At 48.3% G+C, this 14868-nt stretch carries 16 protein-coding genes; all 16 read right to left on the bottom strand.

Translation table 11 applies throughout. The annotated features are described in order from the left end of the window. Nucleotides 1–253: 253 nt before the first annotated feature. On the bottom strand, nucleotides 254–1774 hold the full coding sequence (gene lysS, locus HPY27_RS29505) for a lysine--tRNA ligase (RefSeq protein WP_017247020.1): 1521 nt from the start codon (nucleotides 1772–1774) through the stop codon (nucleotides 254–256). A gap of 102 nt (nucleotides 1775–1876) precedes the next feature. Further along, nucleotides 1877–2353 carry a transcription elongation factor GreA gene (greA, locus tag HPY27_RS29500; RefSeq protein WP_007725265.1) on the bottom strand — a complete coding sequence of 159 codons (477 nt, stop codon included), beginning with the start codon at nucleotides 2351–2353 and terminating at the stop codon, nucleotides 1877–1879. A 217-nt stretch (nucleotides 2354–2570) separates the two neighbouring features. Continuing rightward, nucleotides 2571–3599 (bottom strand): tRNA dihydrouridine synthase DusB, encoded by a 1029-nt coding sequence (dusB, locus tag HPY27_RS29495; protein WP_017247019.1) that lies wholly within the window; start codon nucleotides 3597–3599, stop codon nucleotides 2571–2573. A gap of 71 nt (nucleotides 3600–3670) precedes the next feature. Continuing rightward, the gene (locus HPY27_RS29490; RefSeq protein ID WP_012683949.1) at nucleotides 3671–3880 is read right to left on the bottom strand and encodes a helix-turn-helix domain-containing protein; all 210 of its coding nucleotides are present in this window, start codon (nucleotides 3878–3880) and stop codon (nucleotides 3671–3673) included. Continuing rightward, nucleotides 3832–4362, bottom strand: a complete 531-nt coding sequence (folK, locus tag HPY27_RS29485) for a 2-amino-4-hydroxy-6-hydroxymethyldihydropteridine diphosphokinase (RefSeq protein ID WP_174226568.1) — start codon at nucleotides 4360–4362, stop codon at nucleotides 3832–3834. Before folK ends, HPY27_RS29490 begins: the two co-directional genes overlap by 49 nt. After that, nucleotides 4359–4730 (bottom strand): dihydroneopterin aldolase, encoded by a 372-nt coding sequence (gene folB, locus HPY27_RS29480; RefSeq protein WP_017247017.1) that lies wholly within the window; start codon nucleotides 4728–4730, stop codon nucleotides 4359–4361. Before folB ends, folK begins: the two co-directional genes overlap by 4 nt. Then, nucleotides 4723–5919, bottom strand: a complete 1197-nt coding sequence (gene folP, locus HPY27_RS29475; RefSeq protein ID WP_174226567.1) for a dihydropteroate synthase — start codon at nucleotides 5917–5919, stop codon at nucleotides 4723–4725. Before folP ends, folB begins: the two co-directional genes overlap by 8 nt. Nucleotides 5920–5971: 52 nt before the next feature. Beyond that, complete coding sequence (pabC, locus tag HPY27_RS29470; protein WP_017247015.1) at nucleotides 5972–6817, bottom strand: aminodeoxychorismate lyase; 846 nt, start codon at nucleotides 6815–6817, stop codon at nucleotides 5972–5974. Nucleotides 6818–6850: 33 nt separating this feature from the next. After that, entirely contained in the window at nucleotides 6851–7585 is a 735-nt protein-coding gene (gene tatC / locus HPY27_RS29465; protein ID WP_174226566.1) for a twin-arginine translocase subunit TatC, read from the bottom strand. Nucleotides 7586–7654: 69 nt separating this feature from the next. Further along, complete coding sequence (gene tatA / locus HPY27_RS29460) at nucleotides 7655–7855, bottom strand: twin-arginine translocase TatA/TatE family subunit (RefSeq protein ID WP_017247013.1); 201 nt, start codon at nucleotides 7853–7855, stop codon at nucleotides 7655–7657. Nucleotides 7856–7875: 20 nt separating this feature from the next. Beyond that, nucleotides 7876–9513: a PhoX family protein gene (locus HPY27_RS29455; protein ID WP_174226565.1), complete on the bottom strand. Its 1638-nt coding sequence runs from the start codon at nucleotides 9511–9513 to the stop codon at nucleotides 7876–7878. Nucleotides 9514–9650: 137 nt separating this feature from the next. Further along, a complete protein-coding gene (pabA, locus tag HPY27_RS29450) occupies nucleotides 9651–10235 on the bottom strand; it encodes an aminodeoxychorismate/anthranilate synthase component II (RefSeq protein WP_017247011.1) in 585 nt (194 codons plus the stop codon). A gap of 17 nt (nucleotides 10236–10252) precedes the next feature. Next, the gene (locus tag HPY27_RS29445; protein ID WP_069852984.1) at nucleotides 10253–11746 is read right to left on the bottom strand and encodes an anthranilate synthase component I family protein; all 1494 of its coding nucleotides are present in this window, start codon (nucleotides 11744–11746) and stop codon (nucleotides 10253–10255) included. 120 nt (nucleotides 11747–11866) lie between these two features. After that, nucleotides 11867–12799 (bottom strand): cysteine synthase A, encoded by a 933-nt coding sequence (gene cysK, locus HPY27_RS29440; protein WP_017247009.1) that lies wholly within the window; start codon nucleotides 12797–12799, stop codon nucleotides 11867–11869. Between the two features lie 82 nt (nucleotides 12800–12881). After that, a complete protein-coding gene (locus HPY27_RS29435; protein WP_174226564.1) occupies nucleotides 12882–13784 on the bottom strand; it encodes a peptidyl-prolyl cis-trans isomerase in 903 nt (300 codons plus the stop codon). A 28-nt stretch (nucleotides 13785–13812) separates the two neighbouring features. Further along, nucleotides 13813–14685, bottom strand: coding sequence for an Hsp33 family molecular chaperone HslO (hslO, locus tag HPY27_RS29430; RefSeq protein WP_173624462.1), 873 nt, complete (start codon nucleotides 14683–14685; stop codon nucleotides 13813–13815). Nucleotides 14686–14868 lie beyond the last annotated feature (183 nt).

Below are 14868 nucleotides of genomic sequence, written 5' to 3'. Positions count from 1 at the left end.
TTTTTCGCAACAACCATTTCATCTTATCAGGTTGTCCAGATCGTGTCAACAAGTTTTTTTAACGTGTTTTTCAGCGACCTCATTAATCTATCACATACCTTGAAGGAAAAGCAAGAACTATTTTCACATCATTTTTTGTGATCGATTAAGTAAAAAAGAAGAACAGGTATTAATATAACACTTAACCTTTTTAAGTGCAAGTAAAAAAAATAAAACCACCTGAGTTTTTCTCAGATGGTTTTATTCAGAAAGACTAGTCGCGGTTACGCATATGAGGGAACAGCAGTACGTCGCGAATAGAAGGAGAGTTGGTCAACAGCATTACCAGACGGTCAATTCCGATTCCTAATCCTCCGGTTGGCGGCATACCGTACTCAAGCGCTTCAATGAAATCATCGTCCATATCATGCGCTTCGTCGTTACCAGCTTCTTTTTCCAAGAGCTGTGCTTCAAAGCGTTCACGCTGGTCAATTGGATCGTTGAGCTCTGTAAATGCATTGGCATGCTCACGAGCTACGATAAACAACTCAAAACGATCCGTGAATCGCGGATCCTGGTCATTTTTCTTCGCCAATGGCGAAATCGCCACAGGATGACCGTAAACAAAGGTAGGCTGAATCAACGTATGCTCCAGCTTTTGCTCAAAGAATTCATTCACTACATGCCCGAACGTATGGTGAGGCTCAACGGATACGCCATGCTCTTTTGCCAAAGCACGAGCTTCATCGTCGCTCATTTCCTTCCAGAAATCGACGCCAACATTTTCCTTAATCAAATCTACCATGTGTACACGACGCCATTTTGGTGTCAGGTCAATCTCATTGCCTTGGTACTGAATTTTCATGGTGCCCAATACTTCCTGTGCGATATGAGCAACCATTTCTTCAGTCAAGCTCATGATGTCCTGGTAGTCAGCATACGCTTCGTACAGCTCAATCATCGTGAACTCAGGGTTGTGACGAGTAGAGATCCCTTCATTGCGGTATACGCGACCGATCTCATACACCTTTTCCAGGCCACCGACAATCAGACGTTTCAAGTGCAGCTCAATTGCAATACGCATATACAGCTGCATATCCAATGCATTGTGGTGCGTGATAAATGGACGAGCAGATGCACCACCGGCAATCGCATGGAGTGTAGGTGTTTCTACTTCCAGATAGCCAAGGTTGTCCAAATAACGACGCATCGAAGTCAGAATACGGCTACGAGTAATGAACGTATCACGAACCTCTGGATTCACAATCAAGTCCACGTAACGCTTACGGTAGCGAGTCTCGATATCTTTGAGGCCATGGTATTTCTCAGGCAGTGGACGCAGTGATTTGGTCAGGTAGGTCAGTTCCTTTGCTTTTACACTGAGCTCGCCGGTTTTTGTTTTGAAAACAACACCAGTTACACCGACCATGTCACCGATATCAGCCAAATCAAATACTTTGCTCAGCTCTTCGCCAACGGTATCCTGACGGACGTAGATTTGAATCTGACCGGAACGATCCAGCAGTTGAGCAAAGCTCGCCTTACCCATCCCACGTTTCGCCATCAAGCGGCCTGCGATCGTAACCACGTTCTCTTCCGTTTCCAGCTCTTCCTTGCTCTTTTCGCTAAAAGCTTTCGTTATATCTGCAGCGTGATGCGTTTGCTCGAATTTTTTACCGAACGGATCAAAGCCCCACTCACGCAATTGATTCATTTTGTCGTGACGCACTTGAAGAAGCTCGTGGAGCCCTTCCTGTTGCTGCTCTTCTTGCTGTAGGTCTTGCTCGTTTGCCATTTCACTCACTCCTCTAGAAAATACCTGCATTAACAATTTTGTACAGACTTTTATAATAGCGATACGGCGTACCTCGCAAAAGGTACGCCATAGATCGACTGCTTACAGGTTAATATCAAGAATCTCGTACTGAATGACTCCTGCCGGTACGTTAACGTCAACAATCGCGCCTTTTGCTTTGCCGAGAAGCGCTTGACCTACCGGGGACTCGTTGGAAATCTTGTTGTTCATCGGATCGGATTCAGCAGAACCTACAATCGTGTAATCCATAACATCACCGAACTCGAGATCTTTCAGCTTCACGCGGGAACCAACGCTTACAACACCTGTATCTACATCTTCATTTGTGATGATACGGGCATTGCGCAGCATTTTTTCCAGGGTCAGAATGCGGCCTTCAATGAACGCTTGCTCATTCTTTGCTTCTTCGTATTCAGAGTTCTCACTGATATCTCCAAAGCTAATCGCTTCTTTAATACGAGCAGCTACTTCCTTGCGTTTAACCGTTTTCAAATCTTCAAGCTCTTGTTCCAGCTTTGTTAAACCTTCTGGTGTAAGGATGACTTCTTTTTCAGACATGGTTCAATTCCCCCGTTTTAAAAAATGATTCCATTTATACTGGGTAAAGTACAAAGGATTATATGTAGATGTTCTATACAATATACAGCAGAATGCAATCGTCTGTGAGGTTCAAAGGTAAAGCTGCCAGTGTGGACTGGCAGCTCGGCTCCCAATATTACGGAGTATTATAGGATATGAAGGAACCCTTGTCAATGTCTGGAATGAACCACCAATTTTAGTAGCTGACAGCCTCATCATGCGCTGTTTCCAGCGGCTCTTCACTGTCATCGGCGTAGTTTTCGATCCAGTCGACATAGTTCATGAGGACGCGACGAAGCTCCTCTTCTGTCTCAACCGCATTCACGAGATTTTTCGTGTGCGTCGAGCCCTTCAAGCCTTTCAAGTAATACGCCGCGTGCTTGCGCATCTCAAGGACTCCCACTCTCGGACCCTTCAGCGCGATTAAACGCTCTGCATGCAAGAAACAAATATCCATCTTTTCACGTGCGGTTGGCTCCGGACCAAGCTCGCCCGTCGTCAGGTATTGAATCGTACGATACAGCATCCACGGATTTCCGAGCGCAGCACGTCCAATCATAACACCATCGCAACCCGTTGTATCCAGCATGCGTCTCGCATCCTCAGGAGTAGCCACATCCCCGTTTCCGATCACCGGAATCGAAACGGTTTCCTTCACGCGACGGATCCATTCCCAGTCAGCTTGCCCCTTATACATTTGTACGCGGGTGCGTCCATGAACAGCAACCGCTTTGCCGCCTGCACGTTCTACTGCCTTGGCGTTATCCAGTACGTACAGATGATCTTCGTCCCAGCCTAATCTCATTTTCACGGTAACCGGCTTGTCGACCGCATCGACCACAGCAGATACGACTTCGTAAATTTTATCTGGATCGAGTAACAGACGCGCACCTGCATCACAGCTCGTAATTTTCGGCACAGGACAGCCCATGTTGATATCAATGATATCCGCATTCGTATGCTGGTCTACATATTTCGCCGCACTCACCAAGGTTTCCTTGTCTCCACCAAAAATCTGCAAACTTAGTGGTTTTTCTCGTTCGTCGACAAACAGCATATCTATCGTTTTTTTGTTTCCGTGCACGATGCCCTTGTCGCTTACCATCTCAGCGCAAACCAATCCAGTACCGAACTCCTTTGCAATCAGACGAAAAGCAGGATTACAGACACCTGCCATTGGAGCGAGAACTACGTTGTTTTTTAATTCGATATTGCCGATTTTCATCTATTTTCGCCTCCTTAATTCCCGCTTAGTCGGGGTCTTGGAGAGGACAATCCTATCCAAACTTCATTACATCACTTATTTATAGCACATAATTCATCGTAGTCTACCTGTAAAGTGCTGGCGATCTTCCGTAATACAGGCTCTGTTGGCGTACGAGTTCCTCTCTCTAGTGATCCAACAAACGACAGTGACACTCCCATCTTGTCCGAAAGGGACTGTTGCGTATACCCTTTTAGCTTTCGGAAGGACCGGATTCGATTTCCCAATTGATTGCTCCCCACTCACGTACCCCCTTGTGATCCTCTACCAATAAGGAAAGATAATGATCAATGGTCTGGTTATGCTCAGGTAAAACGCCGCCTTCCCAAACGTCTCGAAGCGGCACGAGTACAAAAGCACGCTCGCTCAGCCCAGGATGAGGAATCATGAGATTGTCTTGCGAAACACGAGATGTCCCGTACAACAGTAGGTCAATATCAATCGTGCGCGGACCCCATCGAACTGTTCGGACACGACCCAGCTCTCGCTCTACTGACAAAGCCGTATCTAGCAGCTGATCCGGGGTCTGTTCTGTTTCCACAGCGATCGCCATATTCAGAAAGGCGTCTTGTTCGACGTTACCAAATGGATCGGTCTCATAAACAGAGGAGACACGAAGCACGCGAATTCCAGGTTGCTCGTTCAATCTGTGTATCGCCAGGCGCAAATTTTGTGCCCGATCCCCGAGATTGGAGCCTAGCGCCAAATACGCACAAACTGTCATGAAGCAAAATCCTCTCTTCTACGGATCATCTCAATCGCAACCGACTCATAATGCCCATTGATCGGCGGATTCGGCTTGGTCACTTTTGCTTTGACTTCATGCAAAGGGAATTGCGTAAGTAGACGTTCTGCTATCACAGCAGTCAGTTTTTCTACCAGCTGAAACCGTTCACCCTCGACAATTTTTTGCACACAAGTAAAGATATCGGCGTAATTGACTGTATCTTGAAGATTGTCACTAGCTCCAGCTTTGGATAAATCGAGCGATAGCTCCAGATCGACATAAAACCGTTGGCCTAGCTCAGCCTCTGCTCCAAACACACCGTGATATCCGTAAAAAGACATGCCATTGAAGTAGATTTTATCCAAGGTTAAAGCCCCCTTTTAGCATCGCGTCCATCATCTTCGTCACTCTCTTCATTTCTTTGACATCATGCACCCGTACCATATGGCAGCCTTTTGCCGCCCCAAGGGCAACTGTCGCTGCGGTACCTTCGACACGTTCATCTACGGGCAAATCGAGAACATGACCGATCATCCGCTTGCGTGAAGTGGCAAGTAGAACAGGATAGCCCAGCCCTACCAGATCATCCAGCCTGCGCATCGTTTCGAGATTTTGCTCGACAGTCCTTACAAACCCGATCCCCGGATCAAGGATGATTCGCTCCTGTTTTACCCCTGCCTGCAAGGCAATCTGTACGGACTCACGCAGGTCTTTAATATAGTTTGGGAAAAAGTCGTGATAGTCCGTGTCTTCGCGATTATGCATCAGGATAATGGGCACGTCGAGACGAGCAGCTACCTCTGCCATCCGCGGGTCACGCTTCGCTCCCCATACATCATTAATGATATGTGCACCTTCCAAAATGGCCCGTTCTGCAACCGCCGCTTTGTATGTGTCAATAGACAGCGGAACAGACAATTCCTGCGAAAGTGTCCGAATGACTGGCAGCACTCTATCCAGCTCCGTCGCCTCATCGACTGCTTCCGAGCCCGGACGTGTCGATTCTCCCCCGATATCAATCAGGTCCGCTCCAGCCTCAACCATCGCACGCGCTTGTGCCAGTGCTGCGTCTACATCGACATAGCGACCGCCATCCGAGAATGAATCAGGTGTCACATTCAAAATGCCCATGACTAGCGTACGCTCTCCCAGTGGCAGGACATACTGGCCACAGTTCAGCTCGCGGCGCGCACGAAGCTTGGCAGGCATAGCTAAAACTTCCCGTACCTCTGCCGCCAACGCTCGTAGTTCTTCTGTTTGGGTTTTCATATGATCCAACGCCAAATCTATCTTCTTTTGTGAAGCCAACAGCAGCACGTATTTTTTGTCGGCAGTACCTGGTTGGTCTGAAATAATGGCTTCCGCATCGAAAGAGTGCATAATCTCTCTCACACTCTGTGCTGTTGCCACACTCATGTTTTCCGTGTGAATCTTCAAGCTCGTCCCTGCTTCCGCCATGCGTTCGGCTTCTGGAACAGGAACACCCCTTTTGACAAGCTCCGATACCATCTCAGCGAAGGTCGCAGCATGGATTCGAAATGAATTGTATTTCATGATCAAACTCCCTTTTCCCGTCTTCGCACATTGAATAGTAGCATACCATAATTTACTCGCTAGTCGCTACAGACTGACGGTAGGCGCGGTGCAGTTCGCGCGAATATGCACCATATGTCGAAGGGACGCAATGCCCGTCAATTTCGGTAATCGGAACGATCTCTTGCACGGAATTTGTCGTAAAGACTTCATCGGCGTTGAGCAGATCTTCCAAGCGATATCGTCCTTCTTCGACAGGCATCGATAATTGCTGTGCCAAAGTCAAAACATGTCGCCGCGTCACTCCATCAAGAATGCCCGTATCAATAGAAGGAGTAAACAACTGGCCGTTTTTGACCCAGAACACATTGCTCACAATTCCTTCGGCCACGAAGCCATCATGCGTCAAAAATAGACCTTCCACATCAGGACGGGCACCGAGTTCTTGGCGAGCAAGAGCATTGTTTAAGTAATTGTGCGATTTAAAGCGCTGGTGGCCTTCTGCTGTCTGCCTAGCCAACGCCAATGTCTGCAATCGTTTTGGCGGAGGAGGTACCGCTAGAGGTGCTACGGGTTTGGCAAATACGAATAAGGAAGGACGCTCGTACTCCCCTGCTACCAAGCCCACTCCTTCTGCGCCAGCCGTAATACTCAAGCGGACGTAAGCATCACGCAACTCGTTGGCATCTATGGTCATTAAGATGGTTTCAGCCAGCTCTTCCTTTGTCCAAGCAGGTTGAATCTGCAACGCAAAAAGCCCGGAACAAAGCCGGGCGTAATGAGCATCCCATAAGAATAGCTTGCGGTCATATACACGTAACGTTTCAAACAAACCAATACCGTACAAAAACCCGTGGTCCAATACCGATACTGTAGCCTCGTGAGCCGGACAAATCGTCCCGTTAACATAAACGTGCATCTGCGCTCTCTCCCGATAATATAGTCGAGAGCATCATATCATATTTTCCGAGGAAACCGCTGTCTCCTGCACACGTTTGCCGTGTACGAAACGCGAGATAGTAATGGAGATTTCATATAAAACGATGAGTGGCACAATTACCATAATATCGGACAGAAAATCAGGCGGCGTAATGGTAATCGAGATAATCGCGAGCACCAAATAGGCGGGTTTGCGCATTTTAGCCAAGCGATGCGGGTTGAGAATCCCCAAATGGCTCAAAAACAAAACGACAACCGGCAGTTCAAAAAGCAACCCAAACGGCAGACACAGATTGAGCATAAAGGTGAAGTAATCGTTCGCTGTTATGACCAGTTCAAAATTCCCGTTGGATAGCCCCAAAACAAATTTGTACATCATCGGAAAGAGCACAAAGTATGCGAAGGAAAGCCCGAAAATAAACAGCAGGAATAGAGCCGGGATATACATGAGCGCCACTTTTCGCTCTCTTTCTTCCAATGCGGGCACCACGAAGCGCCAAACTTGATACGCGGCAACTGGGATTGTTATCGCAATCGCACCGACTGCGGACAACTTCACATAGATCGACAGGATATCTCCCGGCCCAAGAATCGCCAGCTTTTCCCCTGAATGATTCGCTAACGCCAAATAAATATGATCCACAAACAAAAAGCAGATAACAATACTGACAACCAGAACGGACAGCACAATCAAAATTCTGCGGCGCAGGTCTGTAACATGCTCAAGTATAGGCATCTCTTTGCTCACTCGAACTCCTCCTCATGCGCGGAAAAAGGCAGTGCGTCACGTGTACGCACCGCCTTCTCTCTGGCTGGATTAGTTGATTCGTTTCAACGCTTCTTCTGGAGCCTTCTCTTTTTCATCATCGTCTTTGGTCAAATCTTTTGCTGCAGTTTTAAATTCGGTCAAGGTTCGTCCAAAAGCACGACCGATCTCTGGCAGTTTACTCGGCCCGAAAATCACCAAAGCAATGATCAGGATCAGAATTAATCCAGGAATACCGATGCTCGACAGCATAATCTGTTACACTCCTTGTCCTAGAAACCTGTAATAGCAATCACGCTCGGCATGGCTACTGCATTTCCACCTTTAGGCCAGTGGCTGGTCGGCTTGTCATACGACTTCAGGTTTTCACCTGGATGCTGCACCGCCAGGAACAGTGTTTTTTCATCAGGGGTGAACCAAGGACCTGTCATTTCAGCGCCTACTGGTGCAGACGCGAATTGTGCGGCTTCTCCCTTGCTGTTACCCGTTGTTGGAATGAAAAACACCCCATTGTTTCCAAAGGATTTATAAATACCGCTGTTCATCGACGAGGACGAGATATCTGTCACGACCCACAGGTTACCCGCGCTGTCGAAAGCCATGTTGTCTGGCGCCGCAAAACCGCTTTGTGGTCCACCTGCTGCAAAAATCTCAAACGTAAACTCCAAGCCTGCATGGTTGTTGTCTTTCTCGAACAGGCGAACGATTTGTCCGTAGAAGTTGCCATGCTTGTCATTGTTGGTCAAGGCAATGAAGACGGAACCATCAATCGGATGCACTTCCAGGTCTTCTGGGCGATCCATCGGGGTAGCCCCTACTGCTTTGGATGCATCTCGGCAGTTGAGAAGCACGTCAGCCTGAGAAGCAAACATCGGTTTGCCATCTGCATCGACTGCTTTTTTCAGTGCTTCGGTTGTTGCGAAATCCAACGCAATCCACTTGCCCTTACCGAAGTTGGCAACGTACAGTGTACCCTCTTCCAGCAGCTTAGAATTGTTTTTCCCTGCCTTCGGTTCGTACTTGCCTTTGGATACATACTTATACACGTATTGGTCTTTCGCATCATCCCCCATGTAGACGACCAATTGTCCAGATGGAGCCAGAACCATTGCCGTGTTTTCGTGGGAGAATCTGCCCAGTGCTGTATGCTTTTTCGGAGTCGATTTCGGATCAAATGGATCGACCTCTACAACCCAGCCATAATGCTCGGCTTCAGGCAGCTTGCAATCACCGACGACGTCCATGTAGTTTTCCTCGCAGGAAAGAATTGTATTCCACATCGTCACGCCGCCAGAACAGTTCGCAAATGTTCCGGTTACTTCTTTGGCAATAGAAGCTGCTGGGCCAGTCAACACATGCTTGGTCAGTCCGCTCACCCGACGGCCATATTCGGAATCGGAAACAAGCTTCCAGCTGCCATTTTCTTTTTTGATTTCAATAATGGAACCGCCCAGTGCATACAAGTACTTCTTGATTTGCTCAGGGGTACGTTTGTTGTCATCTGCATTCAGATAGTCATAGCCATTCACGTAATATTCCAACTCACCTAAATATTCGTGATTCACCCACAAGAGGCCATGATCGGACTTGCCTTCGATTGGTAGGAAACAGGTGAAGTCATTGTTGAACCCGAAGGTATCTCCTACTGCATTGATTTTATCGCCATAGGAAGCCACTACATCGTATTTGAAGCCGTCCGGCAGTACAACATCGTCTTTCGTAGTCGGATGAATTTCTTTGAATTTCGGATTGAAGTTATGTTTTTTTGTATCGAGACCAAACAGATGGTCGGCTGTTTTTCCTGATAGGGTATTACCAGCTGCCAGGGCAGGAATTCCTGTTGCTACCGAAGCCAACGCCGCTGTCCCTACACCGAGATAAGTCAAAAACTGTCGACGATTTACATCCATTTACTATCTCTCCTTTTTCGCCTTCTTCTGTTTCATTGTACAAGCCGTATATCGAGGAACCATGAATGTTATATAAAGAGTATGTAAATAAAAAAACCGCCCTCGAAAAAAGGCGGTTTTCCTGTCGTATCTATGCGTTAACCTGTCGTTTGGCGCGCGTATGCGGTAAGGAAGTTCTTCAGCAATTGCTTGCCGTGCTCCGTAATAATCGATTCAGGGTGGAACTGGACGCCTTCGATTGGGAACTCCCGATGGCGCACAGCCATAATTTCACCTTCGGCTGTCCGGGCGGTTACTTCCAGCTCACTCGGAATGGACGCTTCCTCAATAATCAAGGAATGGTAGCGTGCCGCCGTAAACGGGGAAGGGATGTCCTGAAAGATGGTTTTGCCATCATGGAAAACTTCCGACGTTTTTCCATGCATCAAGCGCTCAGCCCGAATGACTTTTCCGCCAAACACTTGCCCAATGGACTGATGGCCCAAACAAACACCCAAAATCGGAATTTTTCCGGCAAAATGGCGGATCGCATCCATGCTGATCCCCGCTTCATTTGGCGTGCACGGTCCTGGAGACACCATCAAATAATCCGGTGCCAACCGTTCGATTTCTTCCAGTGTAATTTTGTCATTGCGATACACTTGCAGCTCTTCCCCAAGCTCTCCCACATACTGCACCAAATTGTAGGTAAAGGAATCGTAGTTATCAATCATCAAAATCATCGTACACTCATCTCCTCTCAACTCATCGTTCTCTGCTCGCTCAACTCAAGCGCTTTCCACAACGCTTCTGCCTTTTTCAATGACTCGGCATACTCGGCCTCTGGAACCGAGTCAATCACGATACCCGCTCCAGCCTGCACATGAGCTACGCCATCCTTGATCACCATGGTACGGATGGCAATGTTGACCTCGATATCACCATTGAAGCCAAACCAGCCGATGGATCCCGTATAGACGCCTCGCTTGACGGGCTCCAGCTCCTCGATGATTTCCATCGTGCGAACTTTTGGCGCTCCGGTGATCGTTCCTCCCGGAAAAGTCGCTTCGATCGCATCAAGCGCATCCTTGCCTGCTGCCAGCTCTCCTTTGACGTGAGAGACGATATGCATGACGTGGGAATATTTCTCCACGACCATGAATTCGCTGACCTCTACACTGCCAAAGCGACAGACACGGCCCATGTCATTGCGTTCCAAATCAACCAGCATGACATGCTCTGCGCGTTCCTTTTCATTATCAATCAGCTCACGTGCCAATGCATCGTCTTGCTCGTCCGTTAATCCACGAGGACGTGTGCCGGCGATTGGACGCGTATGCACTTCCTTGCCTTTTACCTTTACAAGTAGCTCTGGCGAGGCACTAACAAATTGAAATTCAGGGAAGCTCAGATAGCCCATATAAGGCGAGGGATTCAGCTTGCGAAGCACATCGTACACTTCTGGGGCTGTCACCTGCACCGGCTTGCTTTGCCGTACCGACAGATTGACCTGAAAAACATCCCCTTGGGCGATGTACTCCTGCACCCGACGAACGGCATCCTCGAATTGGTTTTTGGCAAAGGATACGGACGCAGGCACTAGCTTGGCAAGCGGTCTTTTGCGCAAAGCTTCCCAATCTGTCTCATCGCGATCCATTGCCAATGAAGCAATCAAGTCCATGCGTTTTTCCAGGTGGAGTGCTGCTTGTCGATAGCTCTCTTCGGTCAAATTGTCCGCGCGCAAATGCGTCAGGCAAATGATCTCTCGGGTCTCATGATCAAAGACAAGAAGGTCTTGCATTATCATAACATACAGGTCTGGCAACTGTAAGTCGTCAGTCGCTATCTGTGGCAAGCTAGGCTCAAAAAAGCGGTTCATCTCATAGCTAATATAGCCTACGGCGCCTCCAGCAAAATCTGGCATACTTGGAAGCATCGGCGTACGGTAACGAGAGAGCAGCTCTCGTAAAGCATTCAATGGGTTGTGAGTCTCTATGCTCTCCATTTTCCCTTCTGGGTACGAAACGATGGTTTCTCCTCGCTGACTGCGCAGCGTAGCGATAGGCTCATATGCCAAAAAGGTATACCGCCCAGCTCGTCCACTTTCCAACAGGACAGCATTTTGCAGAGAAGGCTGTAGCTTTGTGAGCACCTGCCACGGATCAATCGTCGAAGACCACGGTTTACGCAGGGCAAGGGGAACCAACGGATAAGATAAGGCATACGTCTGGCAATCAGCAAAGGTAGGGAACATTCTTCCTCTTCACGCTCCGGTTTTCACTATTTATCCGTTCATTATATAGTTGCCTGACACAAAAAGAAAAGACCACGTCGCCAACGTGGCGCTCCGTGGTCTTGCGGTATCTTTTTACCATTAGTCTTCGAACTGATACAGAGGCGTGGACAAATAACGCTCACCATTCGAAGGAATGACAACGATCACTTTTTTGCCTTTGCCGAGCTTCGCTGCTACTTGCAGAGCCGCATGGATCGCTGCTCCAGAAGAAATCCCGCCGAGAATACCTTCCTGACGAGCAACACGACGCGCGGTTTCAAAAGCGTCCTCGTTTTCTACTTTAATGATTTCGTCGTAAATTTGTGTATCGAGAATATCCGGGACAAAGCCAGCCCCGATACCTTGGATCTTATGTGGACCTGGTTTGCCGCCAGACAAAACTGGCGAAGCAGCAGGCTCAACAGCCACGATTTGAACATTCGGATAGTGTTCACGAAGAACCTGCCCTACACCCGTAATCGTTCCGCCTGTACCAATACCGGAAATAAACGCATCTACGCCGCCGATTTCCTTCGCTTGGTCCAACAGCTCACGCGCAGTTGTCTCACGGTGAATGGCCGGGTTCGCCAAGTTTTTAAATTGTTGCGGAATGAAATACGAGCTATCTTCTTTCGCCAGCTCTTCCGCTTTGCGAATCGCTCCGCCCATCCCTTCGCTGCCTGGTGTGAGAACCAACTCCGCACCATACGCACGCAACAGGTTGCGTCGCTCCATACTCATCGTCTCTGGCATGACCAGAATAGCACGATATCCTTTTGCAGCAGCAACCATCGCGAGTCCAATACCAGTATTTCCGCTCGTAGGTTCAATGATAGTATCACCCGGTTTCAGACTTCCATCTGCCTCTGCTGCCTCAATCATCGACAACGCAATTCGGTCTTTTACACTGCTTCCCGGGTTGAAGAACTCCAGCTTCAAGTAAATGTCTGCAATATCTTCGGTGACAACACGATTCAGCTTCACAAGCGGAGTAAATCCAATCAAATCGGTAATGGAATTAGCCACGCGCATATGTTCTGCCCCTCCTATTTTTAATAACCGAGTAAAACGCTAGGATTTATTGACATAATTATATCAACGGCAGCCTATTTGGTCAATGAGGCATTTGCCCAGAAATCTGGACCCCTACCGATTTTCGCAACCGCTCCAGCACGACATCCAATGACTCGACCTGGGCAAATGCGATCTCTCGGCGTAACTCATCTTTTACTTCTTCAAATGTCCGTTGACTGGCTTCCCTGCGCTCTGTCAGTTGGTAAATGACGTATTGGTCTTCTATTTTGATCGCTTCGCTATATTTGTCTTTCTCCAGCTTTTCTACGATGGGCTTCGCCTCGTCAGGCAATCGATTATCCTTAATGGAAACCCAGCCTACATCGCCGCCGTTCACAGCTGTATCCGCATCAATCGAACGCTCTTTGGCAATCGTCTGAAAGTCGGCCCCGTTTTTTAAATCAGCCAAAACTTGTTCCGCTTCTTTTTGTGACGCCACGACGATTTGTCCTAAACGCATCTGCATCGGTCGGGTATAGCGGTCAGATCGGCTATTGTAGACGTTTAGCACTTCTTCATCCTTGATGGTCATGTCCTTCGTTGCCAGGGTTTGCAGCAGGATTTGGTAAGAAATCTCCTGCTTGAGGGCTTCCACGGTCGTTCCCGCTTGTTTTAACAGCGCAGCCTCAAACTCGCTGTCTGTCCGACTGCCATAACTGTCGCGAATCTGGGAAAGCTCTTGCTCCAGCTGTTTCTGATCAACCGTAATGCCGGATCGCTTCGCCTCTTGAAAAACGACTTCCCGATTAATCATGTCGTTTAGCACTTGCTTACCGAACTTTTGTTTCAGCGCCGTTACATACTCATCGTTGCTAATCGTCTTATCCCCTACGATGGCGGCAGGCTGCAGCTTGCCTGATGCCTGGTACCATGCCCAGGTAACGGCAAGCAGCAACAATACAAGCGCCCCAATGAATGCCCATAACCCTTTTAGGTTGGTCATGCCAACACTCCCCTACTTGACGCCGCGCTTACATGTCTTTCAGGATGTCTTCCAACGCGGATCTGTCATAATGGTAACGTTCATTACAGAAATGACAGTGTACTTCTGCTTCGCCCAGTTCTTCAATCAGACCTTCCATTTCTTCGCGTCCCATGCTGATCAGTGCCTGAACCACCTTATCCGCTGTACATTTGCAGCTAAATTGAATCTCCGTGCGGCTCAGGATTTTTGGCTCATCCAATACGCGGGCCAAAATCTCTTCCGGAGTCAATCCTTCGCCAATCATGCGAGAAACCTGCGGAAGCTGCCCCAAACGTTCTTCAATGGCTGCTACAACCTCTTCTGGCGTATTCGGCAACAGCTGAAGAATGAATCCACCCGCAGCCAAAACAGAACGGTCCTCAGGATTAACCAGTACACCCACACCTACTGCTGAAGGCGTTTGCTCGGACATCACAAAATAATAAGTGAAGTCTTCCCCAATCTCACCAGAGACGATCGGCGAACTTCCTTGATACGGCTCCTTGAGACCCAGATCTTTCGTTACGTACACAAACCCGTCTGTTCCCACTGCACGCGCTACATCGAGCTTGCCTTTATCGTTTAGCTCAAAGTGGACCTGAGGGTTGGATACATAAGCGATTCCTTCACCATGTGCGTTTGCTTCCGCGATGATCTGCCCGATTGGTCCGCCTCCTTTTACTTTGACATAGAGGCTCTCGTTTCCTTTTAGCATAGCCCCCATCATCAAGGTAATGGTCAGCGTACGCCCCGCTGCTGCTGTCGCTGTATTCCACATGTCATGACGACGACGCATATCTTCGACAGATTCTGTCGTGCGTGCGGCAAATGCACGAACATGCCCATTAAAACCAGTTGCTCTTATCATATAATCGCCCATGTAGCGATCCTCCTTTTCAAACTACCTCTTTACATAGCGAAAAAATCATGAAGCTATCTTACCAGTTTACCACAAGGAGAAAAAGACTACGCTTCTCCCACTGTGAGTCTGACACTTTGTGAATTCGACCATTTCTGACAGAAAAAACCCCTCTGTATAAAGAGGGGCTGAAATAACCAAATC

Origin of the sequence: Brevibacillus sp. HB1.1, from assembly GCF_013332445.1 — a bacterium.
GTDB classification, from domain to species: Bacteria; Bacillota; Bacilli; order Brevibacillales; family Brevibacillaceae; genus Brevibacillus; species Brevibacillus porteri.
This window is presented reverse-complemented; position numbering and strand designations above follow the sequence as displayed.

Excerpts from the sequence above, each read along its gene's own strand:
- lysS (WP_017247020.1), bottom strand. The coding sequence starts at position 1,774 with ATGGCAAACGAGCAAGACCTACAGCAAGAAGAGCAGCAACAGGAAGGG.
- greA (WP_007725265.1), bottom strand. The coding sequence starts at position 2,353 with ATGTCTGAAAAAGAAGTCATCCTTACACCAGAAGGTTTAACAAAGCTG.
- dusB (WP_017247019.1), bottom strand. The coding sequence starts at position 3,599 with ATGAAAATCGGCAATATCGAATTAAAAAACAACGTAGTTCTCGCTCCA.
- folK (WP_174226568.1), bottom strand. The coding sequence starts at position 4,362 with ATGACAGTTTGTGCGTATTTGGCGCTAGGCTCCAATCTCGGGGATCGG.
- folP (WP_174226567.1), bottom strand. The coding sequence starts at position 5,919 with ATGAAATACAATTCATTTCGAATCCATGCTGCGACCTTCGCTGAGATG.
- pabC (WP_017247015.1), bottom strand. The coding sequence starts at position 6,817 with ATGCACGTTTATGTTAACGGGACGATTTGTCCGGCTCACGAGGCTACA.
- tatA (WP_017247013.1), bottom strand. The coding sequence starts at position 7,855 with ATGCTGTCGAGCATCGGTATTCCTGGATTAATTCTGATCCTGATCATT.
- HPY27_RS29455 (WP_174226565.1), bottom strand. The coding sequence starts at position 9,513 with ATGGATGTAAATCGTCGACAGTTTTTGACTTATCTCGGTGTAGGGACA.
- pabA (WP_017247011.1), bottom strand. The coding sequence starts at position 10,235 with ATGATTTTGATGATTGATAACTACGATTCCTTTACCTACAATTTGGTG.
- HPY27_RS29445 (WP_069852984.1), bottom strand. The coding sequence starts at position 11,746 with ATGTTCCCTACCTTTGCTGATTGCCAGACGTATGCCTTATCTTATCCG.
- cysK (WP_017247009.1), bottom strand. The coding sequence starts at position 12,799 with ATGCGCGTGGCTAATTCCATTACCGATTTGATTGGATTTACTCCGCTT.
- HPY27_RS29435 (WP_174226564.1), bottom strand. The coding sequence starts at position 13,784 with ATGACCAACCTAAAAGGGTTATGGGCATTCATTGGGGCGCTTGTATTG.
- hslO (WP_173624462.1), bottom strand. The coding sequence starts at position 14,685 with ATGGGCGATTATATGATAAGAGCAACTGGTTTTAATGGGCATGTTCGT.